General features: G+C 36.0%; 35 protein-coding genes and 2 pseudogenes. 22 read left to right on the top strand and 15 right to left on the bottom strand.

The genetic code is table 11. From position 1 onward, the window contains the following. The first annotated feature begins 180 nt into the window (after positions 1-180). Positions 181-993, top strand: a complete 813-nt coding sequence (yidA, locus tag PSF31_RS16380; RefSeq protein ID WP_096863888.1) for a sugar-phosphatase — start codon at positions 181-183, stop codon at positions 991-993. 67 nt (positions 994-1,060) lie between these two features. Here the strand turns inward: yidA and yddG are convergent, their stop codons facing one another. Next, the gene (gene yddG, locus PSF31_RS16375; protein WP_096863887.1) at positions 1,061-1,960 is read right to left on the bottom strand and encodes an aromatic amino acid DMT transporter YddG; all 900 of its coding nucleotides are present in this window, start codon (positions 1,958-1,960) and stop codon (positions 1,061-1,063) included. 188 nt (positions 1,961-2,148) lie between these two features. Then, positions 2,149-3,609 carry an alanine/glycine:cation symporter family protein gene (locus tag PSF31_RS16370; RefSeq protein ID WP_096863886.1) on the bottom strand — a complete coding sequence of 487 codons (1,461 nt, stop codon included), beginning with the start codon at positions 3,607-3,609 and terminating at the stop codon, positions 2,149-2,151. A 581-nt stretch (positions 3,610-4,190) separates the two neighbouring features. Between PSF31_RS16370 and PSF31_RS16365 the strand changes: the two genes are divergently transcribed. Then, complete coding sequence (locus PSF31_RS16365; RefSeq protein ID WP_004253462.1) at positions 4,191-4,439, top strand: DinI-like family protein; 249 nt, start codon at positions 4,191-4,193, stop codon at positions 4,437-4,439. Positions 4,440-4,812: 373 nt separating this feature from the next. Next, the gene (locus tag PSF31_RS16360) at positions 4,813-5,184 is read left to right on the top strand and encodes a hypothetical protein (protein ID WP_036957640.1); all 372 of its coding nucleotides are present in this window, start codon (positions 4,813-4,815) and stop codon (positions 5,182-5,184) included. A gap of 59 nt (positions 5,185-5,243) precedes the next feature. Here PSF31_RS16360 and PSF31_RS16355 read toward each other — a convergent pair whose 3' ends face one another. Next, on the bottom strand, positions 5,244-5,621 hold the full coding sequence (locus PSF31_RS16355; protein ID WP_004253456.1) for a hypothetical protein: 378 nt from the start codon (positions 5,619-5,621) through the stop codon (positions 5,244-5,246). 286 nt (positions 5,622-5,907) lie between these two features. Between PSF31_RS16355 and PSF31_RS16350 the strand changes: the two genes are divergently transcribed. Together PSF31_RS16350 and PSF31_RS16345 are read left to right on the top strand one after the other, a co-directional pair. After that, positions 5,908-6,132, top strand: a complete 225-nt coding sequence (locus PSF31_RS16350) for a hypothetical protein (protein ID WP_094960468.1) — start codon at positions 5,908-5,910, stop codon at positions 6,130-6,132. Between the two features lie 189 nt (positions 6,133-6,321). Then, positions 6,322-6,660, top strand: coding sequence for a hypothetical protein (locus PSF31_RS16345; RefSeq protein WP_004253447.1), 339 nt, complete (start codon positions 6,322-6,324; stop codon positions 6,658-6,660). 40 nt (positions 6,661-6,700) lie between these two features. On the opposite strand, the gene PSF31_RS16340 is transcribed toward PSF31_RS16345, so the two are convergent. Further along, positions 6,701-7,204 carry a DUF1543 domain-containing protein gene (locus tag PSF31_RS16340; protein WP_004253444.1) on the bottom strand — a complete coding sequence of 168 codons (504 nt, stop codon included), beginning with the start codon at positions 7,202-7,204 and terminating at the stop codon, positions 6,701-6,703. Positions 7,205-7,483: 279 nt separating this feature from the next. Here PSF31_RS16340 and PSF31_RS16335 point away from each other — a divergent pair, with 279 nt between their 5' ends. Continuing rightward, positions 7,484-8,635 carry a pyridoxal phosphate-dependent aminotransferase gene (locus PSF31_RS16335; RefSeq protein WP_096863885.1) on the top strand — a complete coding sequence of 384 codons (1,152 nt, stop codon included), beginning with the start codon at positions 7,484-7,486 and terminating at the stop codon, positions 8,633-8,635. 43 nt (positions 8,636-8,678) lie between these two features. Here the strand turns inward: PSF31_RS16335 and PSF31_RS16330 are convergent, their stop codons facing one another. Continuing rightward, a complete protein-coding gene (locus PSF31_RS16330; RefSeq protein ID WP_004253438.1) occupies positions 8,679-9,023 on the bottom strand; it encodes a DMT family protein in 345 nt (114 codons plus the stop codon). 134 nt (positions 9,024-9,157) lie between these two features. Here PSF31_RS16330 and PSF31_RS16325 point away from each other — a divergent pair, with 134 nt between their 5' ends. Both PSF31_RS16325 and PSF31_RS16320 read left to right on the top strand, forming a co-directional pair. Further along, positions 9,158-9,649 (top strand): N-acetyltransferase, encoded by a 492-nt coding sequence (locus PSF31_RS16325; protein WP_096863884.1) that lies wholly within the window; start codon positions 9,158-9,160, stop codon positions 9,647-9,649. Between the two features lie 85 nt (positions 9,650-9,734). Further along, positions 9,735-10,517, top strand: coding sequence for a class I SAM-dependent methyltransferase (locus PSF31_RS16320; RefSeq protein WP_096863883.1), 783 nt, complete (start codon positions 9,735-9,737; stop codon positions 10,515-10,517). A 46-nt stretch (positions 10,518-10,563) separates the two neighbouring features. Here PSF31_RS16320 and PSF31_RS16315 read toward each other — a convergent pair whose 3' ends face one another. Together PSF31_RS16315 and PSF31_RS16310 are read right to left on the bottom strand one after the other, a co-directional pair. Then, positions 10,564-10,902: a hypothetical protein gene (locus tag PSF31_RS16315; RefSeq protein ID WP_226616956.1), complete on the bottom strand. Its 339-nt coding sequence runs from the start codon at positions 10,900-10,902 to the stop codon at positions 10,564-10,566. A 211-nt stretch (positions 10,903-11,113) separates the two neighbouring features. Beyond that, positions 11,114-11,452, bottom strand: coding sequence for a GlpM family protein (locus PSF31_RS16310; protein ID WP_004253427.1), 339 nt, complete (start codon positions 11,450-11,452; stop codon positions 11,114-11,116). A gap of 357 nt (positions 11,453-11,809) precedes the next feature. On the opposite strand from PSF31_RS16310, the gene PSF31_RS16305 reads away from it, so the two are divergent. Beyond that, the gene (locus PSF31_RS16305; RefSeq protein WP_164561041.1) at positions 11,810-13,462 is read left to right on the top strand and encodes a methyl-accepting chemotaxis protein; all 1,653 of its coding nucleotides are present in this window, start codon (positions 11,810-11,812) and stop codon (positions 13,460-13,462) included. A 207-nt stretch (positions 13,463-13,669) separates the two neighbouring features. After that, complete coding sequence (locus PSF31_RS16300; RefSeq protein ID WP_096863881.1) at positions 13,670-14,512, top strand: MBL fold metallo-hydrolase; 843 nt, start codon at positions 13,670-13,672, stop codon at positions 14,510-14,512. Positions 14,513-14,603: 91 nt separating this feature from the next. Here PSF31_RS16300 and PSF31_RS16295 read toward each other — a convergent pair whose 3' ends face one another. Further along, positions 14,604-14,993, bottom strand: coding sequence for a nuclear transport factor 2 family protein (locus tag PSF31_RS16295; RefSeq protein WP_096863880.1), 390 nt, complete (start codon positions 14,991-14,993; stop codon positions 14,604-14,606). 830 nt (positions 14,994-15,823) lie between these two features. Between PSF31_RS16295 and PSF31_RS16290 the strand changes: the two genes are divergently transcribed. From PSF31_RS16290 to tam, 3 genes are all read left to right on the top strand, one after another. Beyond that, positions 15,824-16,033 (top strand): hypothetical protein, encoded by a 210-nt coding sequence (locus PSF31_RS16290; protein WP_094960461.1) that lies wholly within the window; start codon positions 15,824-15,826, stop codon positions 16,031-16,033. A 330-nt stretch (positions 16,034-16,363) separates the two neighbouring features. Continuing rightward, entirely contained in the window at positions 16,364-17,251 is an 888-nt protein-coding gene (locus PSF31_RS16285; RefSeq protein ID WP_096863879.1) for a PhzF family phenazine biosynthesis protein, read from the top strand. A 67-nt stretch (positions 17,252-17,318) separates the two neighbouring features. Next, complete coding sequence (tam, locus tag PSF31_RS16280; protein WP_004253415.1) at positions 17,319-18,077, top strand: trans-aconitate 2-methyltransferase; 759 nt, start codon at positions 17,319-17,321, stop codon at positions 18,075-18,077. Between the two features lie 47 nt (positions 18,078-18,124). Here tam and PSF31_RS16275 read toward each other — a convergent pair whose 3' ends face one another. After that, positions 18,125-18,499 carry an MmcQ/YjbR family DNA-binding protein gene (locus PSF31_RS16275; RefSeq protein ID WP_004253412.1) on the bottom strand — a complete coding sequence of 125 codons (375 nt, stop codon included), beginning with the start codon at positions 18,497-18,499 and terminating at the stop codon, positions 18,125-18,127. Between the two features lie 805 nt (positions 18,500-19,304). Between PSF31_RS16275 and PSF31_RS16270 the strand changes: the two genes are divergently transcribed. The 5 genes from PSF31_RS16270 (at position 19,305) to PSF31_RS16250 (ending at position 21,821) form a co-directional block, all read left to right on the top strand. Next, complete coding sequence (locus PSF31_RS16270; protein ID WP_004253408.1) at positions 19,305-19,628, top strand: helix-turn-helix domain-containing protein; 324 nt, start codon at positions 19,305-19,307, stop codon at positions 19,626-19,628. A 55-nt stretch (positions 19,629-19,683) separates the two neighbouring features. Continuing rightward, on the top strand, positions 19,684-19,914 hold the full coding sequence (locus PSF31_RS16265; protein ID WP_096863878.1) for a helix-turn-helix domain-containing protein: 231 nt from the start codon (positions 19,684-19,686) through the stop codon (positions 19,912-19,914). A gap of 479 nt (positions 19,915-20,393) precedes the next feature. Continuing rightward, the gene (locus tag PSF31_RS16260) at positions 20,394-20,651 is read left to right on the top strand and encodes a YjhX family toxin (protein ID WP_071585852.1); all 258 of its coding nucleotides are present in this window, start codon (positions 20,394-20,396) and stop codon (positions 20,649-20,651) included. Positions 20,652-20,878: 227 nt separating this feature from the next. Continuing rightward, positions 20,879-21,046: a hypothetical protein gene (locus PSF31_RS16255; RefSeq protein WP_176489290.1), complete on the top strand. Its 168-nt coding sequence runs from the start codon at positions 20,879-20,881 to the stop codon at positions 21,044-21,046. A gap of 28 nt (positions 21,047-21,074) precedes the next feature. Further along, complete coding sequence (locus PSF31_RS16250) at positions 21,075-21,821, top strand: SAM-dependent methyltransferase (protein WP_096863877.1); 747 nt, start codon at positions 21,075-21,077, stop codon at positions 21,819-21,821. Positions 21,822-22,086: 265 nt separating this feature from the next. Here PSF31_RS16250 and PSF31_RS16245 read toward each other — a convergent pair whose 3' ends face one another. After that, on the bottom strand, positions 22,087-22,452 hold the full coding sequence (locus PSF31_RS16245) for a DUF4113 domain-containing protein (protein ID WP_336298888.1): 366 nt from the start codon (positions 22,450-22,452) through the stop codon (positions 22,087-22,089). Here PSF31_RS16245 and PSF31_RS16240 point away from each other — a divergent pair. Further along, positions 22,422-22,550 (top strand): hypothetical protein, encoded by a 129-nt coding sequence (locus PSF31_RS16240; RefSeq protein WP_257474425.1) that lies wholly within the window; start codon positions 22,422-22,424, stop codon positions 22,548-22,550. The two genes, PSF31_RS16245 and PSF31_RS16240, sit on opposite strands and share 31 nt — an antisense overlap. Before the next feature lie 48 nt (positions 22,551-22,598). On the opposite strand, the gene PSF31_RS16235 is transcribed toward PSF31_RS16240, so the two are convergent. Next, positions 22,599-23,165, bottom strand: coding sequence for a hypothetical protein (locus PSF31_RS16235; protein ID WP_096863876.1), 567 nt, complete (start codon positions 23,163-23,165; stop codon positions 22,599-22,601). Positions 23,166-23,291: 126 nt separating this feature from the next. Here PSF31_RS16235 and PSF31_RS16230 point away from each other — a divergent pair, with 126 nt between their 5' ends. Continuing rightward, positions 23,292-23,618 carry a hypothetical protein gene (locus tag PSF31_RS16230; RefSeq protein WP_096863875.1) on the top strand — a complete coding sequence of 109 codons (327 nt, stop codon included), beginning with the start codon at positions 23,292-23,294 and terminating at the stop codon, positions 23,616-23,618. A 34-nt stretch (positions 23,619-23,652) separates the two neighbouring features. Here the strand turns inward: PSF31_RS16230 and PSF31_RS16225 are convergent, their stop codons facing one another. Continuing rightward, the gene (locus PSF31_RS16225) at positions 23,653-24,012 is read right to left on the bottom strand and encodes a hypothetical protein (RefSeq protein WP_096863874.1); all 360 of its coding nucleotides are present in this window, start codon (positions 24,010-24,012) and stop codon (positions 23,653-23,655) included. Positions 24,013-24,289: 277 nt separating this feature from the next. Here PSF31_RS16225 and PSF31_RS16220 point away from each other — a divergent pair, with 277 nt between their 5' ends. Further along, positions 24,290-24,532, top strand: a complete 243-nt coding sequence (locus PSF31_RS16220) for a Rap1a/Tai family immunity protein (protein ID WP_036957627.1) — start codon at positions 24,290-24,292, stop codon at positions 24,530-24,532. Between the two features lie 69 nt (positions 24,533-24,601). Here PSF31_RS16220 and PSF31_RS16215 read toward each other — a convergent pair whose 3' ends face one another. Further along, a complete protein-coding gene (locus tag PSF31_RS16215) occupies positions 24,602-25,333 on the bottom strand; it encodes a hypothetical protein (protein WP_094960453.1) in 732 nt (243 codons plus the stop codon). Between the two features lie 18 nt (positions 25,334-25,351). Then, the gene (locus tag PSF31_RS16210; RefSeq protein ID WP_004253374.1) at positions 25,352-25,702 is read right to left on the bottom strand and encodes a hypothetical protein; all 351 of its coding nucleotides are present in this window, start codon (positions 25,700-25,702) and stop codon (positions 25,352-25,354) included. A gap of 194 nt (positions 25,703-25,896) precedes the next feature. On the opposite strand from PSF31_RS16210, the pseudogene PSF31_RS16205 reads away from it, so the two are divergent. Then, positions 25,897-26,049 (top strand): annotated as a pseudogene (locus PSF31_RS16205) (integrase); the annotation flags it as partial. Positions 26,050-26,172: 123 nt separating this feature from the next. Here the strand turns inward: PSF31_RS16205 and PSF31_RS16200 are convergent. Then, a pseudogene (locus tag PSF31_RS16200) lies at positions 26,173-26,336 on the bottom strand (isocitrate/isopropylmalate family dehydrogenase); the annotation flags it as partial.

Below are 26,336 nucleotides of genomic sequence, written 5' to 3'. Positions count from 1 at the left end.
AAAACATTGTCATTTCAACCTTTGACTATTGAACAGGGTTCCTGCGTTATATTCTGTTCAATTTCACATCAAATACTCATTATTCTAGTACGCGTAAAAATTATAACTATTTGTATAATTTACATTCCGAATAATTGGAGTAAGGTATTGGCAGAAAGCACGAATTTTAGGAGGCATTGGATGTCAATCAAACTGGTCGCCATTGATTTAGATGGCACATTACTTAACTCCCAACACCAAATATCTCCCGTAGTAAAAGAGGCCATCACACAAGCCAAGCAAAAAGGTGTCCATATTATTTTAGCCTCAGGTAGGCCATTTTCGGGTATATCCCCCTACCTGCGGGAATTAGATTTAAATACAGCGGATAACTACTGTATTAGTAATAATGGTAGTGTCATTCACCAAGCCAATGATGGCAGTCATCTGGCAGAAAATTTGTTAGATTTCGCTGACTTCCAATATTTTGAGGAACTGGCTAGAAATGTCGGGGTCCACATGCATGCTCTTGCGGATAACAGCATGTTCACGGCAAACAGCCATATTAGTCACTATACGGTGGCAGATGCTTATCTAACCCACACTCCGCTTATCTATTGCCCCGTTAATGAAATGGACTCTTCTCTGGAATTTACTAAGTTTATGATAATTGACCATCCAGAAAAATTAGATATGGGTATCAGCTATATTCCAGAGAATGTCTTTGATAATTACTCTTTAACTCGAACAAGCCCATATTTCCTTGAGGTATCAAATAAAACCTCAAGTAAAGGCGCTGCGTTAGAATGTATCTGTGAAAAACTAGGCATTACACCGGATAAAGTCATGAGTATTGGAGACCAAAACAATGATATCCAAATGCTGCAATACGCCAGTGTTTCTGTCGCAATGGGTAATGCTTTAGAGCCAATTCGCCAAATGGTTAAATTTGTCACCACAACCAATGATGAAGATGGTGTTGCTGTCGCCATTAATAAGTTTATTAATGTATAAGCCCGCAAAAAATTTCACTTCAGTATATTTTCCGTTGCAGCGCTTACACCAGTATGCGCTGCCATTTTTAACCGTGTATTGGTTTTTGCCTAGTCGCTAAAAAGCAAATCACCGACCCCATTGTCACCATTAACACACCCTGCCAAAAACTTAACGTTAATGCGGTACTTAACAACATAGACGCGAATGCTGTCGATATAACTGGAGTGAAATAAGAAAGCGTCCCTAGAAAAGCCACATTGCCCTTGATAACCGCAAATGTCCATAATGCATTCGCCCCACCAGTCGCAATAGAGGCAACGAGTAATAACAACAGGCTTTCGCTATTGATAATAAACGCTGTTGGCGTACTAAAAAAATACAAAATCCATAACCCAATAGAAGTCATGATGAAAAATAATACCATGCCATTGTGACCACCAGAAATACGCTTGGTAACATTACTATAAAATGACCAAACAATGGCTCCAATAAAAGCTAAAAAATAACAAAGGGGATTACTTTGTATATTTGCCAAAATAGTTTGCACCGACAATGGCTGATTGCCTGAAATTACCCAGATCAACCCCATAAAAGCTAAAACCAACCCTAATCCTAATAATAAAGTGAAACGCTGGCGGTTAAAAAACACAGCAAGTGCGATAGTAAAACTTGGCCACAAATAATTCACCATACCAAGTTCAATAGCTTGTTGCCGGTTATTAGCTAATCCTAACGCCAAAACAAAACAGATTTCATAGCTAACAAATAACACCGTTCCCCAAAACAAATAGCGTTTAGGATATTTCGTTATTTTTGGTATCCCCATAACGAGTACCAATACAAGCGAACCGACTGTATACACTAATGCAGCACCACCCACAGGCCCAAAGTTTTCACTTACACTACGGATCAGCCCTACCATTGTGCTCCACAACAAGATTGATATAACCCCATACAGCGTTGCGGCATACTGATTCAATTTCATAATTTTCTCAGCTATTTAGTTTCGAAATTGATATTTATTGTAATAATACATTTATTTTATCACCTTAAAAAACCTTATAGCTCAAATAATTATAATGCAAGCGCTTATTCTTATTACGCATTGATAATATTTCATAAAAAAAATTCTCAGGCTATCACCTAAGAATTTTATGCTTAAAATGTTTTGTATTAGCGAGATGTTTCTTTCTCAACCCACTTATCAACTTCTTCTTTTTCCCATATCCCTTCCTCAAACTGTTTCTTTAATTCAGGGTGTTGATTGATATCAAAAGTCGGTATTTTGCCTGCAACTAACTGCTGGTTATAATCTTTAGCAAGTTTGAAAGCGATACCCGATAATAAAAGGATCGCAATTAGATTAGTTATCGCCATTAAGCCCATCGATAAGTCTGCGAGTTTCCAAATAAATGGCATTTCAGCGAGCGCACCAAACATCACCATACCCAACGCAGCTAAACGGAAAATAAATAACCCAGCTGTATGATTATTCTCGAGAAAAATCATATTACTTTCGGCATAAGCATAATTAGCAATGATTGATGTAAATGCAAAAAAGAAGATAGCAATTGCAATGAACGTACTTCCCCAGCTACCGACAGCAGAAGAAAGAGCAAGCTGTGTCAATTCAATCCCATTAATGTTATCCATTCCACTTTCTAGAACGCCAGATGATAAAATAATAATGGCGGTCGCACTGCAAATAACGATGGTATCCATAAATACACCAAGCATCTGTACATACCCTTGTGACGCAGGATGTGGTGGATAAGGTGCCGCAGATGCCGCTGCATTTGGTGCAGACCCCATCCCGGCTTCGTTAGAGAATAACCCCCGTTGAATTCCTTGTGTCATTGCCTGGGCAACACCATAACCGACAGCCCCACCGGCTGCCTCTTGCAAACCAAATGCATTTCGGATTATCAGCATAAAAACTTCAGGTAATCGTTCAATATGGTGCCCAACAACCCAAAAAGCTAATAGCAAATAAGCTAACGCCATAACTGGAACAACTAATTCAGCAACTTTCGCAATGGATTTCAATCCACCAAAAATAATAACTCCGCTTAATAAAACTAAGCCAATGCCAACATAAATTGGATTGAAATCAAAGGCGACTGCGGTTGCTTGAGCAATAGAATTAGCTTGTACTGCATTAAATACTAAACCAAAGGCAATAATCAGGAAAATGGAAAATAATACGCCCATCCAGCGTTGGTTTAAGCCTTTTTGCATATAATATGAAGGCCCACCTCGATAGTTTCCTTTATCATCTTTGGTTTTGTATAACTGTGCGAGAGTACACTCAATAAAAGACGTAACCATTCCGAGTACAGCGACGACCCACATCCAAAAAATAGCGCCTGGCCCACCTGCTGTTAGCGCAATTGCAACTCCGGTTAAATTTCCTGTGCCGACCCTAGCGGCTAAACTTGTACATAATGCCTGAAAAGATGAGATACCCGCACTATCGGACTGTTTACTATTTTTTAAGACACTAAACATATGGCCAAAATGCCTAATTTGAATAAACCCTGACCGAAGAGTAAAATACAGGCCGGCACCCAGTAATAAATAAATAAGTAAAGAACCCCAAATAAAATTAGTTAATGAGTTTATAAATTCTATCAAATTACACTCCTTTTTTATTAGAACGATTAATAAATAATTAATCGAAAATCAAAACCTCACATTTAAAATATAACTCCAGAAAAAGGAGTTCAGCTTACAAAAGCCAAATCATCTTAATATGATTATCAGAAATTATATTTTTTTATCTTTAATGTAAATTGATTTTCGCTTGAACAATCATTAACTACATTACGTTTTAATAAAAACAAGTTAGACATTTACAAAAAAAGACATGTAACATATTGAAAAATATAAGCATGATAAAATCATTTATTATTTAACAAAAAACCAATCAAATGATTGAATTATAGTATTTATTTTAATCAAATAGTCACTTAAACAAATAAAAGCCTATTATTTATTTCACATCATCAATTTTAATTAGCTTATCCTCTAACTAAAACATTTATCATATTAACTATATTTAACTCACTTGCTATTTGGAATATTGACTCAATGAATAACGTTAATTCACAGCACCAAAATAAATCAAATTGCAATCATCATAATTAGATTATTGCTTATGCTTTCACTTAACAATAAACTGAGCTTAATTAAATTTATAAACAAGAGGTTAACGCATGGAAATTAATATTAAGTTATCTGATGACCCACTTTCTCAGCTCCCTGAAAAATCATATGAATCCTTCATTGCAGAACTGAAAGCTCGCGTTTTAGAAGTCTACCCTGGTAGTTATCTATTGATTACTCATGATAATGGCCCAACAACCTTTCAAACTAAAGGCTTTCATGATGATAACGAAGCACATATTGTTTTACATGAACTTGTCGAAGATGTATTAAAACATGGTCATTGGTTAAAACAATAAGCTCTCTGTAAGGTTATGAATAGAACCAGCAGTGGTCTGCATGATCGCTAGCTGGTTGTTTTAACTCTCCTATATTTCAATAACGCTCTTCCAATATTTATCCAAACTCTGATCAAGATCATACTTAATCTTAACTTTCACCAAAATAAGTGGAAATCGCTTTACCTCACACCGTTGTATGGTAATGTATATAACGTAATTTTCATTTACATTGCTTTTGCTAATTATAGCGGCCAGTATTTATACTGGCTCTTTTTTATGAAATCATGCTAAAACCCATTCGACATCCCCCGTTTTAGGTCTAATCTGCTATAGTATTTCTCTAATACCAGATAGAGTTATTATTCATTGTGTGCAAAATAGAGGTATGACTATGAAGCGTTTATTACTGGCTTTTTGCCTGGCCCCAGCCCTTGTTATGGCTGATAATGCCCCATTAAATATTAGTGAGATAGCCAACGATTATTGTGAAATCACAGGTCAAGCACTAAGTGAAGCATACAGCACTGACAAAACTAGCAGTGAATTAACCCAAGAAACCATTGCTAAACTGAAAAGTGAAAATGTCGATCTCAAGCAATTAGCCACTGTTGAGTCAGACCTCCGCAAAAATCTAACTTCAGCGATTGATACCGTACGTAGCAATAAATCTAAATTTGCTAATGAAGCTGACTTCAATAAATCATTAAATGATTCTGTTTCAGCTTGTAAAATTCAAACTGAACTTCTTTTGAATAAATCTTAATCATTTAATTTTTCTAGAAAACAAAAAAGCGCTCAACTTTTACTTTGAGCGCTTTTTTATCAATTAGCTTGTTTTTTAACACACAACTGTTCAATGGAAAATTTTAACTCCGGTGTTTCACTAATAATCAGCTGCCCATGCTCAGAGAAACTCCCTTCCTTAACAATCACATTCGCAACAAATGGCAGAGCGTCTTCTTGGGAAGATAAATGGTATAAGCCACAAACTCGATAACTCTCCCCTTCCTTAAACTCATTTTTTTGTACTATTTCAACATCACTAAACTCAACTGCTGATGAGTTGCCGAATTTCTTTTCCACCAAGCTTTGTGCTTCATTTTTAACATCTGAATCACCAATACTCGTATAAGAATGGTATGCAAATACTCCTAAAGCCAATAGCAGTACAATCAGTAATTTTGTTTTTATACGCTTCAACGCATCACCCTTTCTACTTTATGATAAATCGAACTAGTATAAATGGATTATATCAGTTTGAATAAACAATTTGAGCTTTTGGCTCTACTATTTGATATTCCCCCTAACCAATTGCTATTTTCTCATAAAACTCGAACTTTAATATTGAAAACTATTCTAAAACCTTCCTATCACTATTGATTCAATTTATATCTATTAACTTAACATTAATAAAAAAAACATTTTTTATTTTGTTAGCTAGTTTTATACTAACCTCTATACTATTAGGCTAATTTAATCTATTTTTATGAAAGAAAAGATCGTTAAAAATCTCGTTAACTTAACTCATGGCAATAACAATGATGTTAAAATAGCTGCAATAAATGCATTAGGTGATTATATTTGTTCAATTGAACAAGAAGCCGCCATCGATAGACTGTTAGTATTATGTGATGATTATAATAAAGATATTGCCGTTGCATCAATTATATCAATCAGTAAACTCGCTAAGTTTTTCAATGAAAAACAATAAAACAAAACCAACAGAGAATTATAATTTAACCTCACTCTCATTTCATTAACAAACTATTTTCATTGTGAAAAAATAATGAATATAAAGTGATTGAATTATGGTTTATTCATTTAGATAAGTAAATGTAATTGAATTACATAATTAGAATGGCAGAATGATAATTAATAAATATTCTAAAGGAGATATCACATGAATATATTAAAGCCATTAATTCTTAGTGCAAGTTTAATCGCTATCAGTTTTTCAACATTTGCTTACCCAGGGGATGGGAATGGTTCATGGCACCGTGGTGGGTACCAAAATCAACACCAATATAATGATAGACCTTGTGATAATTATCGTCACTCTAATTATGCAAATCGTCACCGTGGTATGATGCAATATTCAACATCAATTCAAACAGCTCAGCCAGATGAAACACTGAAAAAAATTGCTGCAGATGCTCCTAAAGGAGAAAATGGTAAACAATATATGGTTAAAGTTGCAGTTGTAGAAATTACGCCTAATACCCCTGTACAAGGTCAGTAATTTTTACCAAGGGTAGAATAACACTACCCTTGGTATTATTTTATATTCCGATTGGCTGGTAACCTTGCCACTGAGGAATAAAGTGATTTCCATTTTTATTTTCAGTTAGATGTATATAAAAATCACCAACTTGTTGTAGTAATAAGCAATCATCCACATCTTTCAAATTATCTTTATGTTGTTGCTGACTATTTGTTAATAGCGCCTGAAGTGCTTTTTGTTTAGCCTCATGTGCAGTTTTAGCAACGAATAAATCAAACTCGTGTAATTCCGCAAGGTTGCTTGGAATATATCCACCTACATTAACAAAATAAAGGCGATATTCACTTGTTGAGGGTTCTTTTCGTAATTCTATTTCAAACCCATCTGCCCAATTAATCACTGCATAGCCATCAATATGGATCTTGTCTTTATCACCAAACCAATTTTCTCTTAATGTCGGCCAAGCATCTGTAGGTTGCTCTGCTGCCACAAACTGAACATCATGCACTTCAATATTAGATTTACCTGCGTTACCACCCACATAAAACATGTATAGCTTCATTATTGTTCCTATTATAGCCAAATAATCATCATATAAATTATTATATAACGAATTTAATTCATAGCACAATTACTTATTATTCTAGTAACTCCCGAGCTAAAAAATTTTATCTTTTAATATCAATTAAATAGATAATATTGAATTTCCTAGGCAATGATTTGAAATAGTTAACCCAAACAACCAAGTGAATAAAAAGTCATTTTATCTATATAATTATTTACTTTGAGATAATTATGAGTAATCTAATACATTCAAAAATAATAATTTCAGGGAATAACTATGGATCGTCGTTCATTTCTTAAATCCAGCTCATTAGTGGCTGGTGGGCTTGCGCTTAATTCATTGTTTAATCATGCGGTTGCACAAAATAGTAACATTGTCTTACCGAGTGAAAAACACCCATTACTATTGAATTTCAATGAAAACTCATTAGGGATGTCCGAAAAGGCCAAAGAAGCTATCATTAAGGCATTACCTAATGCATTCCGCTACCCTGATGATGCTCGTGCTGAATTACAGCAGAATATTGGTGAGCTCTACAGTTTATCCGACAAGAACATTAGTATAGGCAATGGTTCATCTGAAACCATTCAAGCCACTGTCGCGATGTTGGCAAATAAAGCGAAGAAACGCGGTATCAATATTCAGCTCGTCACACCTGACCCAACATTCAATTATGCAGAGCTATACTCCCTACCATTAGGGGTGACGATAACGAAAATTCCTTTAAAAACCGATTTATCATTTGACTTAGCAAAAATGGAACAAGCCGCTAATGACTTTGATGGTTTATCAATGGTCTATATTTGTAACCCAAATAATCCGACGGCAATGATCACGCCTTATAGCCAGCTTGATAAGTGGCTGAGTAAAGACTCTGACAACACATTTTTTATCGTTGATGAAGCTTACGCTGAATTTGTTGAAGACCCGAACTTTACAAGTGCTATTGAATTAGTCAAAAAAGGTCAAAACAACCTGATTGTCACACGTACCTTCTCTAAAATTTTTGCCTTAGCAGGCTTAAGAGTCGGCTATGGGGTCGCAACTCCCGAAATTATTACTGCTGTAGATACGTTTTTATCTATTGATAATACTAATACAGCAGGTGCGGTTGCTGCGATTGCATCACTAAAGGATAAATCATTTATTCAATACAGCCTAAAATCCAACGATATATCGAGAAAAATCGTAGAAAAAGCATTAAACGAAATCGGGCTGGAATATGCTCCATCACAGGCTAATTTTATTTTCCATAAAGTTAAAGGGGACGTAAAAACCTATCAACAACGTATGGCTGATGCTCATGTCATGGTAGGTCGTGAATTTCCACCAGCGGTTGGCTGGAATAGATTAACGCTAGGAACCCCCGAGGAAATGCAGCAATTTGTTGTAATACTGAAACAATTCCATGAAAAAGGATGGGTATAAATTAAGTCAAATCCAAAAAGAGCAGCTCAAACTGCTCTTTTTGTTAAAATGGCCCCTTAAATATAAAAAAGGCCCCCGCAAAAATGAGAATAAAACCTATTAAATGATTAATGGTAAAACTTTCACCTAAATACAACACTGAAAAAAGAACAAAAACACAGAGTGTTATCACCTCTTGCATTGTTTTTAATTCAGCTGCACTGTAGTACTGATGCCCTAACCGATTAGCTGGCACCGCAAAACAGTATTCAACCAATGCAATTAACCAGCTAAAGAAAATAACAACATACAGTGGCTTTGTTGTAAATTTTAAATGCCCATACCAAGCAAACATCATAAATACATTTGAAATAACAAGTAAAAATACTGGATAAAGTTTAGTTAACATACTGATTCAATAGACAAAGAATAAATAACCGATATTATGGGGTTAGAAGTAACACATTACAATGTGCTCCCACAAATCCCGCTACTCTTCATATCATAAATTTAAACGTATTTAGCAATCATTACGAGGGAATAATGAATATTAAATATGAATTAATGACACAATCAGATTGTCCTGCTGTGGCTCAATTATTGCAATCTAATTCTGAATCCCAACAAGGTGGGTTACTCGGTGAATATCCTCAAGCTAAAGTCAAGGCTATGTTTTCAGGGAGTCTAACTACTGTTATAGCCAGAGATGGAAATAAAATTATCGCAGTCGTATTTAGCTTTGATCCTCATTCTTCATCCCTACCCGCTATAGCACATTTGATCATTAAACAGCATACGGAAATTATACAGAATAATTGGTTCTATGGCCCTGTTTGTATTGATAGAAATTATAGAGGAAAAAATATTCTAAAGAGCCTTTTTGATAGCGTTTGTTCGTATAACCAAGGAAAGCCTATTGCATTTATCAATGCAGATAATCTTAGGTCCCTTTTTGCACATAAGAAGATAGGAATGAGTAATGTCACTAATTTTGAATTTAATGGCACCTCATATCATTTAATGGTAGGAAATTAATTGTGTACTAATTGGTACATTTTTATTTCAATTTGCTCATTTTTTGCTACACTGTGACAAATTATTGTATGCAGAGGGTCTTTTTATGACAGATTTTATGAGTGCCAACCAAAAAGCATGGGATAAACAAGCAGAATCGCAACTTGCTTGGTCAACCCCCGTTGATTCCAAAACTATCAATGAAGCTAAAAAAGGAAAGTGGCAGGTTCATCTAACTCCAACTCCTGTTGATGACGCTTGGTTAGGTGATGTAAAAGATAAAAAAATTCTCTGCTTAGCCTCTGCTGGGGGACAGCAAGCTCCAGTACTCGCGGCCGCAGGGGCGAATGTGACTGTTTTTGACTTTTCTCAAAAACAGCTTGAGCAAGACAAAATGGTGGCAGAAAGGGATAATTTAATATTAGAGATTGTTCAAGGTGATATGCGCTCATTACACATGTTTGCGAATGAATCATTTGATATTATATTTCACCCTATTTCTAACCTGTATATTCCAGATGTTAACCCAGTCTGGCAAGAATGCTACCGTGTTTTAAAACCAAATGGACGACTGTTATCCAGTTTTTTTAATCCAGTTGTTTTCATTGGAGAACGTGATAAGCGATATGATGAGCAAGGTTTAATAAAACCAAGTCATACTATGCCGTACTCCGAGCTATCTACCCTATCAATAGAGCAAATAGCGCAAAAGCAAGCAAGGCGAGAAGCTTTTGTGTTCGGTCACTCATTAACAGATCTTATTGGGGGGCAAATAAAGGTAGGCTTTTATATCACTGGCTTTAAAGAAGACTGGCAACCTAATCCACGATTTGTCGTTGATAATTATCTGCCCACATTCCTAGCAACGATGGCAGTTAAAACAAATTAATATTATTGGTGCTCGTTTTGTTTGTCACTCAACGAGCTATATTAAATTAGCTTCTTTTACAATACCTGTCCCACACAGATTCAAATTGCTCTGCGGGAATAATATCATCTGTTTTTTCTACAAAAGGAATGGATATCATTACCTTGCCAGCTCTATTTTTATGGAGTCTAACGATAAACCTTTTATAGCCATGGGGTAATTCATTTTCAAAACCAAAGACTTCGCCACAATAATAGCCAGTTTCATCCCCCTCTTCACTTTTGGTCAATACATAGTATTGAACATTTTTATAATTTGCAGCTGAGGGGTAAGCAAGAAAATCTTCGACAGAACTTTTCACTCGACCTTCAGTATCTAACTCAGGATCAAGTTTAATTTCAGTCATAATTCCTGCAATATACGCGCAACCAGCAACTAATAATAATACCAAGGTTCTTAATAACATTTTAACTGTACAACTCAATGGAAAACACTGCTTATCATTATAGTTAATACTTAGATTTTTGCGACTATAACCCATAAGGCTTAAGCTATCAGCTTATCGTGATAGTTTAGTTTTATCATTATTTACAGTTAATTATTTCTCCCTATGTTATTTATTGAGTGAGTTGCCATATATAAACCAATATTGCTGCTGTTATTATCCAAATAACAGTTGCAATACTTAAACTTCCCCAAGCCGTCATTTTCGTTGCTAGCAAATATACCGTTAATAAATACATTGCATAAGGGATGAGTGACCACAGCCCAAACAATGCCGTTTTTCTTAGTGCTTCTGTGCCTTGTTCTTGTACAACGATAACATGTGCAATTAATGCAAATGTAGGAAATAATGGAACTAAACCTGCAATATAGTAAATTTTACTACGCGAAAATAGTGCAATAATCAATACAGCTAAAGCGCCTAAAAGGCATTTAAAGAATAAAGAAAGCATACCGCACTCAAAGCCAAAGTTTTAAAGGTTGACTATTATTATCACAAATAATTCGTAAATTAACTGTATTCTAAGTAGCAATGTACAACAATTATTTCCTCCCATTCTCTCTCGATCAGTAAAACCCCTTAATTACTTTCAATTTTATGAGCTAAGTCAAATTGTTGGATATAAAGTATCCAGAGTTAGTGCCGATACATTCATTTAGTCCCTACGCCTGATGCTTCCGCGTGACTACATATAACTTTTTAGCTATTGGACAACTTCGATTTGCTCATGGTTAATCACGTTATGTTTAGAAGTCGTACTTAGTATGCGTGCAAACATACTACTCGATGGTATGAAAGGAAATAATCAATGATGTCTGGTAATTTAAAAAAAATTAATTTTAGTTCAGCTAAATTCTCTTTTTCTGGTTTTAAAACGACAACTCTAGTCTGGTTTATTTCAGGCCTGCTTATCGTCCTTCTTCTTTCAACCTGTTGGTTTTTCTTTAGTTCTTTAAAGCAATATCAAGAGACATTATCCAAACTCGACACTATTTATAATGAACAAACACAACTGAATAATACGTGGCAATCTTTATTACAAGCACGAAACACATTGAATCGCGCTAGCTCTCGTCATTTATTGGTTATCAATAAGATGAAAACATCAAACACTGACATAGATAGCCTCATCGAGTTTTATCATAAAAAAATAACAGAAACAGGAAACTATTGGGATGCATTCACATCCACCTCAATTTATAAAAACGGTGATGAATTTGCTGAACTAGAAAAATCATATAAAGAGTTATATGCTGCATTGAATGAACTTTCTGTATTTTTAGTTCAAGGAAAAACATATGACTTTTTAAACCAACCTACTCAAGGGTTTCAAGATACATTTGAGAAAAACTACGTTAATTATCATCAACAGTTAAATAGTAATTATCATGATATTGCTCTTGCAAGTGAGCAATTGTATAAGCAAAGTTTGATTGGCTTAATCGTTACTATCTCAATCGTTATCCTCGTGACTCTATTTATTCGATTTATTCTACAGCTTTTCTTTATTCGCCCACTAAACCAAGTTATTGATGGTATTGAGAAAGTTAGCCATGGCGTTCTATATCATACCTTTGATAACAAAGGTTTATATGAAATTAAATTACTTAAACAGCATGTATCTAATATGCAAAGTAAGCTGATTGATATCGTTAAAAATATCTATGACAACACTCATCATATAAAAGTTGAGCTCGGAGATATCACCCAGATGAATCACGACCTCTCTATTCGAGCAGATCAACAAGCCGCGGCAATTGTCGAAACCGCAGCCAGTGTCGAAGAACTCGATTCATCGTTTAAATTAAATACAGCTCACACCAACCAATCGTGCCAATTGATGTCAGAGACAAGTGTAACCATTGAAAAAAGCAATGAACTTATTTCTGATGTTGTAGAAAACATGGATGATATCGTCGATTTTTCAAAAGAAATCAGTAAAATCACTTCAACCATTGATAATATTGCTTTTCAAACTAATTTATTAGCATTGAATGCCGCTGTAGAAGCTGCCAGAGTGGGTGAACATGGCAAAGGGTTTGCGGTCGTCGCAAATGAAGTGCGCGAATTATCAATTAGTTGTACTCAAGCATCCAAAGAAATCAAGCTATTGATTAATAATTCAAATGATAAGATTAACCACTGTTTCCAATTAGCAGCGGATGCAAATGACAATATCGTTTCAATTGCACAAGACACATCTAATATCAATGAAATGATCCAAAGTGTTGCGCTTGCCTCAAATGAACAAACCCATGGGGTAAGTCAAATACATCTAGCAATCAATGAATTAGATAACACCACTCAAGCAAATGCAGCTATGACTCGTGAGTTGCAATCATCCTTAAAAGCTTTAGAAGCTCAATCAGATCTATTAGAAGATATTATGTCTATTTTTCATACAGAGCCAAACAATCCCCATGAAACAGATGATGAAATTCAACAAGAAGTGAAGAAGTAAAAAAATTTGCCTAGCAATGTATAAGCTTATATCGCAATTTATTTAGGAGGTTGGCTGTCGATAGTCGCCTCCGACCTTTTTTATAATTTTCTCGTACTCCTCTCATTTCCTCAATTTTTATAATTATATTTTATTGCCATTTAGTAATTTGTTACTGTTTATCTGATACAACAGATTACGATTACTTCTATTAAACATGAGCTCATGATGACAATAAAAATTACTGTTCTTGTAGATAATAATACCCTGATTGATAGCTATTTTTGTGGTGAACCCGGTGTTTGCTACTATATCGAAGCTGATGATAAAAAAATATTATTCGATACAGGTTATTCAGATATATTTATTGATAATGCGAATATTTTACATATTGATCTTGCCGATATTACTGACCTGGTGCTTTCTCACGGCCACAATGATCATACATGGGGCTTAGGTCACCTAATTCAACACTTTGACCGCCGTAACATTGAAGCACCTGAAACTAAACACCTGATATACCATCCGGATGCGCTAATTCCCAAAAAATTTCAATCTAAAGTCATCGGGACAAATACATCTAAAGACATTTTAGCTTCTTATTTTCATTGTATAGAAGCGACAAAACCATACTATCTTTCTGAAAATATAATTTTTTTAGGCCAAATTCCTAGACTCAATAGTTTTGAGGGAAAAGAGCCAATTGGTACTACACTCGACTTCAATCATAATATCGTTGATGACTATGTGTTTGATGACTCAGCACTTGCAATTAAAACGTCTGAAGGCCTAATTGTAATAACGGGTTGCTCTCATTCTGGAATTTGCAATATCACTGAATATGCAAAGCATGTAACTGGCATAAATAATATTGTCACTGTCATAGGTGGGTTTCATTTACAACAAGCATCAAAAGAAATTTTGGGAAAAACAGGTGATTACTTTAGCCAGCAGGATATAAAATTTATACATCCATGCCACTGTACAGATCTCCACGCAAAAATACATTTGGCAAAATATGCACCAGTACAAGAAGTTGGTACTGGATTACAGTTAATTTACCCAAGTTAATATAAGATAGAATAGAAGTAAGGTAAAACCTTGTTTTAATATAGGTTTTACCCACAATAGTAGTATTCAGTATTGTACAAGCAATAAAGATTTAGGTTCTTGAGCCTAAATCTTCATCAGTATTATTACCTTTAACCATTCTTGTTAATTCTTCGCAACGGGTAATTTTTCCATCTTCTATTTGAAAACAAGCAAATACCTCAAATTCACTTACTGAACCATCTTTTTTAGTGGCTTTTGCCAGATGTTGAGTATGAACACATCCATCCCCCTCTGCGATAGATTTAATAGTAATAACAATCGACTCAGTGGCTTCTTTCAATACCTGCAAATGTGCAATAAATTCATTAAAATCAATTTGTTTTCCATCAACAACTTGAATATATTTATCCGAAAAATACTGTTTAGCCACAGGCAATGAACCAATATTCTCACCCAATACCGCATTTAATGCTTGTATTACCCACTGTGCATTAGTCATCTTTTATCCCTTACATTAAAAAGATTATTTATAACTGTTATGGGAGTAATATTTTATATTTCAAGTCAAAACCGATTTAATTATCTTTTTAATTATGTTCCTATACTATACTTCAATAATTTCCCATTTGTCCGTGAGATAATCTATAAAATAATACTCGTTTTTACTCTTATTATGTTTTTGTATTCAGTCAAAACCTTACATTCATCTCGCCAACTTTAGTTTGATTTATGTATTATTCTCAATAAGTTAATCATAAGCATTAGATATCATGTAGTTACACTCACTTGGAATTAGGTTCTAAAAAAAGAAATTAATATTAAAAAACAATTAGTTGCTTAGTAATTTCAAACGCAAGCCCCCCCTGTAAAACATTTATTTTAATTTTATGCTTACTCTGATTTGGATTAATCCTTAATCACTGGTATTATCTGATAGCCTATCTAAACAACAGGCACCTTATAACAATAACTATAAATATACATTTCCATTAGATACCCCTGCTTGCAGGGGCTTTTTTTGCTAAATGATGGCATACCTTAGAAACAACGCCCTTCAATAACCTGTGATATTTTCCTCATTTTGCTACCCACTAGATCTTATTGGATAAATCGGACGATTATTCAACGGAATAGGCATCTATCATGGATACTATAGGTGATCACGTCTCCATAACTTAAACTTAAGTAATAAATCGTGAGAAATTTATATATTTATTATGATAATTTTAAGAACAATGACAGTTACAATTTTTAACTATTTGTAAAGGAAATAAACATGCAATTAGAGTAAATTAATTAATAATTATAATTTACATAAAAGGTACTTTTATGCGATTTAATCTAACTCAAGTAAATATATTAGAAGAAAATACAAAAGTTACAGGCTTGCATATAACTTTGATCGGTGACGACAACTCCACTCATACACTTAAAATGGATATCAAAGGATTGGATACCATGAATATGAGTTTAAGAGACATAGAAAAATATGCTATTAAACAACTTAAACATAGCTTTGAACATTGCTCTAATGGTTGAGACTTATTACCTAGCTTAGGTAATAATAAGTTTTATTGCCATATAAATAAAATTTTTTACTATTCATCTAGGTATTGAAGAGTTTTGTATATTTCTTCCGCATAATTTTATGCAGCATATATTTCAATTATTTTCACCTGCATCAAAATAAATCACCTAACTTATATCAAATATTCAATCAACTTCAACTTAACTCTTTATAATATTGAGTTCTGCATCGCTATCATGTTATCTCAATAGATTTTTTATATTTATTCTATTATACAATGAGTTAATGCTAATATATTGTCTATACTTCTTGTTAAATTTTAACCAATCAATAAGATCCCCATGCAAAATAAAAATACCGATTCAGTTGAGCAAGCTATCCTGGTATACCTTGTCAATTCTTTCACACAAAATAATTCTGGTGGTAACCCGGCAGGTGTTGTCCTCAACCCGCCAAAACTCAGCACTTCACAAAAAATTGCTATTGCGCGGCAGGTCGGTTTTTCAGAAACTGCATTTGTCTATAACGGCGAAGAAACTGATTTTATAGTAGATTTCTATACTGCTGAAGGTGAAGTTGATTTTTGTGGTCATGCCACATTAGCTGTGTTTTCTACTTTAGCTTCACTTAAGCAACTTCCTGATGGGCTTTACACTCAAAAAACCAAAGCAGGTATCCTGAGCGTGTCTGTTAGCCCAAATAACATCGTTATGGAGCAAACACTACCAACCTTACGCAATGGGCCCAGTATCAATGAAGTAGCAACAGCCCTTGGCATAACTAACGAAGTTATTGCTGAAACAGGCTTACCTATCATGATAGTTTCAACAGGGTTACCCGACATTATTATTCCAGTTAAAACTGGTCATTTAGATTTGCTACAGCCTAATTATGAGGCAATAGCAAGGCTAAGTCGTGAATTCAAAGCTATCGGTTTTCATGTATTTGAGCTAAACCATAACTCTTCGACCACAGCACATTGTCGAAATTTCGCACCGCTCTACGGAATAAATGAAGAATCAGCAACAGGCAGTGCTAGCGGAGCCCTTGGCTGCTATTTGGTCAATTATGTTTTACCAAATGAAACTCATTTTCTGTTTGAACAAGGTCGAGCAATGGGATGCCCGTCATTAATTCAAGTAACAATTAACTCGCAAACAAAAAATATTATTCAGGTAGAAGTTGGTGGTCAAGCTGTTCTGATGGGTACGCAAATAATTCATATTTAGCCAGAAATACAATATGCTCAGCCATAGGTTATGATTTAATTATCTAATAATACAATGAGGCTCACACATGCAAGATTGGAACCCAGACTTGTACCTACAATTTAAGCGGGAAAGAACTCGTCCATCATACGACTTACTCAGTCATATTCATGTCTCTAACGCATGTAATTTAACTGATTTAGGTTGTGGGCCCGGTAATTCAACTCAGATACTTCGTGAAATGTATCCATTAGCAAGAATAATGGGAGTTGATAATTCTCCCGCTATGTTAGTTGAAGCGAGAAAGAATCTTCCTGATTGCCAGTTTACAGAAGCGAACATCACAACCTGGGTTCCTGAAACCAAGCAGGACCTTATATTTGCCAATGCATCCTTACAATGGTTACCTGATCACAAGGTATTATTTCCTCACCTAGTTAACCAACTACAAAGTGGCGGTATTTTAGCCATTCAGATGCCAAATAATTGGAATGAACCCACACATGCTTTAATGCGCAAAGTAGCCAATGAGCAATCCATTTCTGCGATATATAGAACAGCACTTTTATCAATAACTGAATATTATGATTTGCTTTCAGCAGCTACCTGCTCTGTTGATATATGGCAAACAACTTATTACCACGTCATGCCATCTATTGATTCAATCATTGATTGGTTAAGAGCAACAGGGTTGAGGCCTTACCTTGAAAACTTAAATAAAAAGCAAAAAGAGCAATTTCTCGCACGTTATCATGAATTATTAACAGAAACTTACCCAAAACAAGATAATGGCTATGTTTTAATGCCATTTCCTCGATTATTTATCATTGCTAAAAAACTTAACTAGCTAGTATAGAAACTTTCCCTAAGGATGGGGTGCAATATAATAAACTGTTATGCTGTTAACTTATAACTATCTTCGACTAACTCTTTGAGTTCACTATCGGTAAGGCTCCCTGGCAGCTTTATCGTAATCCAATGCTCTTTATTCATATGATATGCCGGATAAATATCGTCTTTTAACCGCAATGAGCCAATGAGTTCAGGGGGAGCTTTAAGGTTGACGATATTAACCATCTCTTCATTTTTATTTGTATCTAATTTATTTGATGAAATGCGCATAATAACTGCAAACCATTTTGCGTTATTTCTTCTCCTAAAAACAATATACTCAGGGAACTTCCCCCAAGGGGTCTCAGGATCCACGCCATAATTATGCTGAATATAATCAACCAATTCACTTCGGTTCATGTTATCACTCCAGTTCATTAATGAGCTTCAGCCATATCAGCCATCCTCACTATTGCATTTCTTCTAGTTCACTACCTTTTTTTTCAAAAAGCGTGACTTCGGGTTACACAGTATCTGCATATAGTTATACGTTATATATCACTAAAAAACAGTATAGCTGTATGAATTCCACCATTGTATCCCTCAAAAAATAGTTTCATAATGAAACATAAAGTGAAAATTTAACCTCCATAGTTAATCTCCTCAAGTATATAAAATCACTGCCGATACTCTAAATAATTGCGGCTAGATTTAATATAAGCACATTATTATTTACGATAAAATCAACACATAAGAAAATTTTCTAGATTGTTTTATCACTATTAAACCAGTTATATTGTAACAAAATATTTCAATTGATAATATTTTATTTCAAAAATGATACAGCGTTGTAAATAATAATATTATTATATGTATAAATTAAATAAGAAAAATCGAATGTAAATACAAAATAAATAAAATACTAAACAATAAGCATAATTTAATCATTGAAGTTAATATTCAAGATACCATAAAAAATGAAACCGCAAATACTCTTATTGCGTGTATTCGCAATTGCCACTTCATTTGTCTTGTAATATTTTAAAAACAAGAAATATCAAATTAATTGTTATTTATCATGAAATTAAGCCTAAACAAAAATAAAATCAAACGATTGATTTTTTCGTATCAATCGTTTATACCGATGAAAAATATTCCATCAAGCGTTATAAACGATTGTACTTAATATTATTATTTGACTAATTTTTATCTCAGAAAATTCTTACTCACTATAGAGGTTAATATGGATCGTGCTATTTTAAATAGCAAAGTAAACATCTTAATTGGAAATTATTTACGACAAAAACGCATTGAAAATGACCTGACAGGAGAAGACATAAGCAAATTACTTCATGTCAGCCAACAGCAGGTTTCACGCTACGAAAATGGTATTAATACTATATCATTCAGCCTAATTTTACTATTTTTAATAAAATTAAATATTAGTGTCGAATCCTTCTTTGTTTCTTTATTAAAAGAATTAGAGAGTGATGGCGAAATTATTAATTTAGGATTGCGTTTATATTCAAATTCATTGCCACGTAGAAATCAATACCTTTATCTGTAAATAAATTTAAATAAAATACTGCGCTAACACCAATATAATAGATAGAAAGATAATAATGAAAAAAACCACACAAAGAAATAAGAACCTTGGTGAATATATAAGAAACATTAGAGTAAATAAAAAAATATCAACTCATGAAATGGCAGATAGTCTAAATATTACAGACAGCCATTATAACGAATATGAAAGTGGAAATACTTCAATTTATGCAGATCATCTAATAATCATATCTAAAATATTTAATATACATATAAACGTATTTTTAAATGTTTATCTGAGAAATTAAACAATATCTCCCGCGTTAGAAGGCTTGCTCCTGCTAGCCTTTTAACCTTCCTCCCATAATTTTCTTTATTCTTAGACTTGAAACTAAGCCATTAAGTTGAGTAAAACTTAGGATTCATCTTCTGGCACTAAACTAACCATAAACAGAACTCATGGTGCTGCTCTGTTCGAGGAACAGACATTGCTAACAGCATTCTATGTGAATGAACGGGGGAGCATGCCAAAGTTAAAAAAGGAATTTGATGAAGTAAATCACACTTTATTGTACTGTACATACCCATATTTAAATTATGTGTTAGCATTAACTCTGTAAATACCTTTCAACTCAACCCGAGGCTTTGATGCTGGAGAATGTAATCATCCGATAATCAGTTTATCGACCTTTTCAGGCCGAACTGATTATCAATGCGCCGAAATCGAATGCGAACACCGCAGTGTGTTTGCGAATTTTGCACATGATGATTAAACAGGTTTTCCAGTATGAATTTATCCCGTCAGGAACAACGTACCTTACACGTTCTCGCTAAAGGTGGTCGTATCGCGCACGTCCGCGATGCGTCTGGTCGCATCACCGCCGTTGAATGCTACACCCGTGAAGGGCTGTTGCTCACCGACTGCACCCTCTCCACTTTCAAAAAACTCAAAGCCAAAAAGCTTATCAAGTCCGTCAACGGTCAGCCGTACCGCATCAACACCACCGGGCTGAATAATGTTCGTGCACAGCTTGATAACCGCTAAGGAGAGCATAATGGATATCAATACCCTTATAGGTCGCTCGATTTCATCATGATGACGTTTGGGGAACGGAATGTGTTCAGCACAGCGGATGCGTGCGCCATCATCAGCGCTGAGCACTACGGCTGGAGCCTGGTGGCCGCCTGCTCACTGAAGTCCATACTTTCGAAGAAGTTAAACGTCAGGGAATAACTGAAGCAAACGGTCATACCACCCGTTTCGGCAGCCAGATGACGGCCTTGCGCAATGACGAGTACTTCAGCCTGCTCGATAATGTCGGATTTACCCTGCTTCCTCCTCCTGAAAGCCACGACTGGCCAGTCAGCGAGACATTTGAAGGGAAGCTATTTGCTCTGCTGGCTGAAAAAGCCAAAAAACTTAGAGGAACTTCCTCTTAATACTCAACACAATAAAAGGAATTCAGCATTGGATATCCCACGTATTTTTACCATAAGTGAAAGCGAACATCGCATCCACAACCCGTTCACCGAAGAGAAGTACGCCACGCTGGGCCGTGTACTACGCATGAAGCCGGATACTCGCATTCTTGACCTCGGCAGTGGCTCGGGGGAAATGCTTTGTACCTGGGCCCGGGATCACGCCATTACCGGTGTCGGTATCGACATGAGCCAGTTGTTCAGCGAACAGGCTAAACGCCGCGCGGAAGAACTCGGCGTCAGCAGCCGGGTTCAGTTCATACATAACGACGCCACTGGGTATGTTGCAGAGGAGAAATTCGACGTTGTCGCCTGCATCGGGGCGACATGGATTGCTGGTGGGTTTGCTGGGACCGTCGGGCTGCTGGCTCAGAGCTTGAAGCCGGGCGGATTCATGCTTATCGGCGAACCCTACTGGCGTCAGCTACCAGCAGCGGAAGAGATAGCTCAGGCCTGTGGCGTTAACGCAATAGCTGATTTCCTGACGTTACCTGAACTTATCCGCGCTTTCGACGGCCTCGGCTATGACGTGGTGGAAATGGTACTGGCAGACCAAGAAGGCTGGGACCGGTATGAGGCCGCGAAATGGCTGACCATGCGCCGCTGGTTGGAAGCTAACCCTGACGACGACTTCGCCGCAGAAGTCAGGGCCGAGCTAACGGTCTCGCCGAAACGTCACGTGACTTACACGCGGGAATACATTGGCTGGGGTGTGTTTGCGCTCATCGCCAGGTAACAACAGACTCCCGGTATTTTTTGGAAATACCGGGGCTTCTTCTTTGCATTGAACAAATGTATTGTTCTGCTCCCTATAAACTGGATTACAAAGGATACAAGCTATGTCTGTTGTTAAGGCAGAGCAGAAAATTATATTCAATTTGGCTCTGTGTCCCAGTTGTGTCAGGCCAAAAAGCAAAGTCCATATTGTTTGTGTTTCACAGCTCTTCTCCCTGCTTTCTTTTATTTATTCAGTAATACATTTAAAACGCTCAGCCCATTTCTTAGCTTTTAACCACTGGCAATTCATCAAAATTTGTTGTGTAAGCAGGCGATAACATTTCTCTTTTCATTTTGTATCCGCTATCGCCGCCCTTACTAGCAAACCACACTTTACCCTGCCCGCTCTTATTAATGGAGTCTAATGTTTTCATTAGCTCATCGCTATTACGAAATGGCTTTTGTGTTGAAAACATATCAAACTGAGTAACATCTGAATCAGTAAAATCAGATAGTATGATGCCTGCTTTATAATACCGGTAACCGTCACGCCAAATAGTATTTAACCCACGCATTGCTGCATTGATAATATCCCTGGTATCACTGCTGGGGTATACTGATGGAATCAATTGAGTATTGGCTTGACGCACTTTCACAGTTAACTTCGTTGCTACCTTCAACTGATTGGGTTGTAAATATTGAAGACAGCCCTGCCAGTTGGGTCAATGATCGCTGGGTAATGCAATGAAATTAGCCCAAGGACGGGCTAGACAGAAATTAACACTAACTATTTATCTTACTGCTTAAAGCACTCAGATTTTGCTTTATCGTACACCTCGGCCCACTCTTTTCTATCTAAAGTCGGTGTGTTTAGTACAATCGCGGTTACCTGCCAACCTGCATAGCCATCCTCGTATGCAAGTAAACCAGTCACATAAGGACTATTATAGGTGAATGACATTTCATCTGATGTGTTGTTCTCGTTGTCTTTTTCTTTATAGCGCCTTGTGAGCTCAGCCCGTACATTTTTAAAATCCTCATCAATAGTTTTTTTATCTTTTGATGATTTGCTATAGCTAACCTCGTTCAATCCTATGAACTTATCGCCTGATCTTGGAGTAAAGAACCCTAATTCATACACCCAACTGCCTGTGTATTCTTCATCAGCCTTAATTAGTCTTAACTGGCTTATTGGACAACTAACTTCCTCACTAACAATGATGTAATTGCCAGAAATACTTTCTTTGACCTCATCTACCGATGCTTGCCATTTAAACCCGAATGGAGCAGTATCTTTGTTACTTTCAGCACTAGAACCAAAGCACATCATCATTAGCAAGCTAGCTGCTACGTATCCTTTCATCTATCCATCCCACCTGTTAGTTTCAGTAATGTTAGCTTAGCGGGAGTACGAATTGAAGCAAAGCACACTTTCAGATTATGCATTTAAATGATATTTTATTTTCACTAATTTAATAAGGATGACTGTATGGGTGTAGAATTTCATATTACTCGCGCTGAATGCTGGTTTGATAGTGAAAGCAGTCCAATCAGTAGCGATGAGTGGCTAGCTCTTGTTGAACAAGACCCAGAGCTAAAAATAAATGCTATTAACGGTGAGTTTAACGCTTTATGGTTCGGTAATAGCACCTACGAAGAACCTTGGCTTGACTGGTACGAAGGTAGGATTTATACCAAATGGCCTGATACTGCCCTCTATATAAAAATGCTAGAAATCGCTAAAAAACTACATGCTAAAGTAATGGATGATGAATGTGGTATTTATGATAAACCCGAGTCTTGGATATATCCTTAATCGATGCTCATAACAAAAAAACTGCCGAAGCAGGTTAATCATTAGGGCTTAGGTTGCTAATTAGACTCTTAGCTTTATCGCAGTATTCTTCAATATTTGGTATTTCCTTATACTTCGGGTCATCTGCTTTTAACTTACAGCCCATGCTAGCTTCGCCTTGGGAATAAGCCAAAGCAACCATGTTATCAACTAAACGCTTACAAGTACGTATGTTGCAATGTTTTTCAAACGCACCACATAGAAGTGCTTTCTGTCGATTAATACTTGCCGCCATATCTGGCACTATATCATCTTCTGTAATTTCAGGCCGTTCATTAGCGCCAACACTCGCAATGCTGACAAATGAGCTAAACGAAGCTAGACCTAAAAGCAATACCACCAATCCCTTTTTCATACATCACCATATTTAAGTTAAGTACGTAAATTCTAGGATAGATGCAGAGTTCAGGCAATAAAAACCGCTGAATTAGGCAGCTAGACTTGTCATTTTTAAAGTATAAGAAAATATGATATTTTGCGCCCTACCAAAACACTAAAATATTAATTATTCTCTGAGACTTCTAATGAAAAAACTTTTACTTCTCCTACTAATCCCTATGCCACTTTTTGCTCAAAATTACCTTTGGGATGGGAATTCTGTGCATGAATATAGTCAAGCAAGGGAGCGTCTAATGAATGACACTCTGTTAGATGCTAACGATGTTGTTAAATCGGGTATGTACTCGGGCTATATTGCGGGAACATTTGACCTTGGTTCAGGCATTCTTTTCTGCCCACCACGTAGTGTTACTTTGAACCAAGCTATGGATGTTGCGGCCAAACACCTAAAGAATTCACCTGAAGCTCGTAACAAGCAAGCAAGTCATCAGGTAGTGGATTCATTTATTAGTGCATGGCCATGCCCGAAGAAATAAGGTCTCTGGGTGAGGCCCCTCTACTTAGGCAATAAAAAACCCAACGAAGTGGGTTTAGCTGTTAATACATTAGTCAATATTGTAAATTCTATCTTTGCTGATAATGTTTACTATATGGTGACATGAGTCCATTGATAACTTCCTAGGCTCCCATTTAGCGATATCCGCTTGAGATAAGCCTTCTGCACTCCACGGGATTATACCGTTGTACCCACAGCCAGCCTTTGATAGCACATCAATGAATTTTTTTTGGATGGTATCATAGATCCTTACTTCACCAATACTGGTCATGCCAGACACCCACAACGAACCACCACCTATAGTTTGTAAGTTATCACATACTATATATTCATGTTTCAGTAACAAGCACTTATAAACATTACGAGCTACGCCACCAGCCTGATAATCATCAAGAATAGCCACGCCCCTAATTTGCTTGCCTGTCTTTATCGCTGAACCATCAAAAAAAGTGAAGTCATTATAAGCAACACGCCCAATTAAAGTATCATCTTCTTCCGCGTGCATTCCTAACTCAAGCAGCTCACCAATGATATGTTCATCAGAAAATCGGTGACTTCTCAAAAACTCAGCATGGTCTGCATAAAAACCTTCAGTAGTACAACCTAATGCGACAATTTTAGAGTAATAATGAAACTCGCTGCCAGTAAGAGCGTATTCCGTGATTTTTAGTAAATCGCCCTCAACAGTAAGATAATGGAAAGACTCTATCTCATCTTCTCTTTCACATTCTGGCTTTCTATTCAGATCCTTTGAGTAACTACTGGTAAAGTTTGGAGCCATTCCATTCTCACTATCTTATTAATGGACAGACAACTTCTGATAATTTGACATGTAACCAAGAATTGAAGATTTAATTTTTTCAATCACATCAGTTATGCTTTGATTTAGTTCTGGATATTGCGTGCTAGGGTCAACGACTATATTAATCTTTTTTTGGCGATATGATAACTCAGCAAAAGGAACAATTTCATATTCATCGCTTTTGTTATCATTTTCGATAGTAACAATAAACAACTGTCTATTCGGATCCTTTCTCATACTAAGGCGACGAACAGAGAAAAACTTTTCAGTATTATCATCAAAAAATGTATTAACAAGTTCTGTTGCATGGCTAATTGTTTGTACAGATCTGGTATGTTCAGTTCTCATATAGCCCCCTTGTTAGTTTAGATTAATGACATTTTGACGGGTAATTAAGCAATATGCTTAAGATAGCTGCGATCATATTAAAGTGTTTAAGCTAACTTAACAACCCCAGTTGTATGTCATATAGACATTTATAAGCGTTTATAAGAGTCTATAAGCGTCTTGAACATGGTGGTTTAACATGGCCAGAAAGATCCGCACCTTCATTTCATGAACAACGTTCTTTATCGGAAAGACTCTATCGAGAACAAGGTATCAATATTCAGAAACTTCTTGGCCATAAGTCACAGAAAATGACTGATAAATATAATGATGACCGAGGTAAAGAATGGCAAATTATCGCGATCTAAATAGCCTATTTTTTGAGCCGTTTTGGGGAGGGATTTTTTTGGGGTTTTAGGGAAAATTTTAATTGAACAAAAAAATAAACGGGAGCTTTTAGGCTCCCGTTATTAATCACACCACGTAATAAATTACATGTGTTTAATGATTGCGTCACCGAATTCGCTACATTTCAGTAATTTAGCACCTTCTAACTGACGTTCGAAATCGTAAGTTACAGTCTTAGCCGCGATTGCGCCTTCCATACCTTTAACGATTAGGTCAGCCGCTTCAGTCCAGCCCATATGGCGCAGCA

Source organism: Providencia sp. PROV156 (assembly GCF_028480905.1).
In the GTDB taxonomy this organism is placed as follows: Bacteria; Pseudomonadota; Gammaproteobacteria; order Enterobacterales; family Enterobacteriaceae; genus Providencia; species Providencia hangzhouensis.
This window is presented reverse-complemented; position numbering and strand designations above follow the sequence as displayed.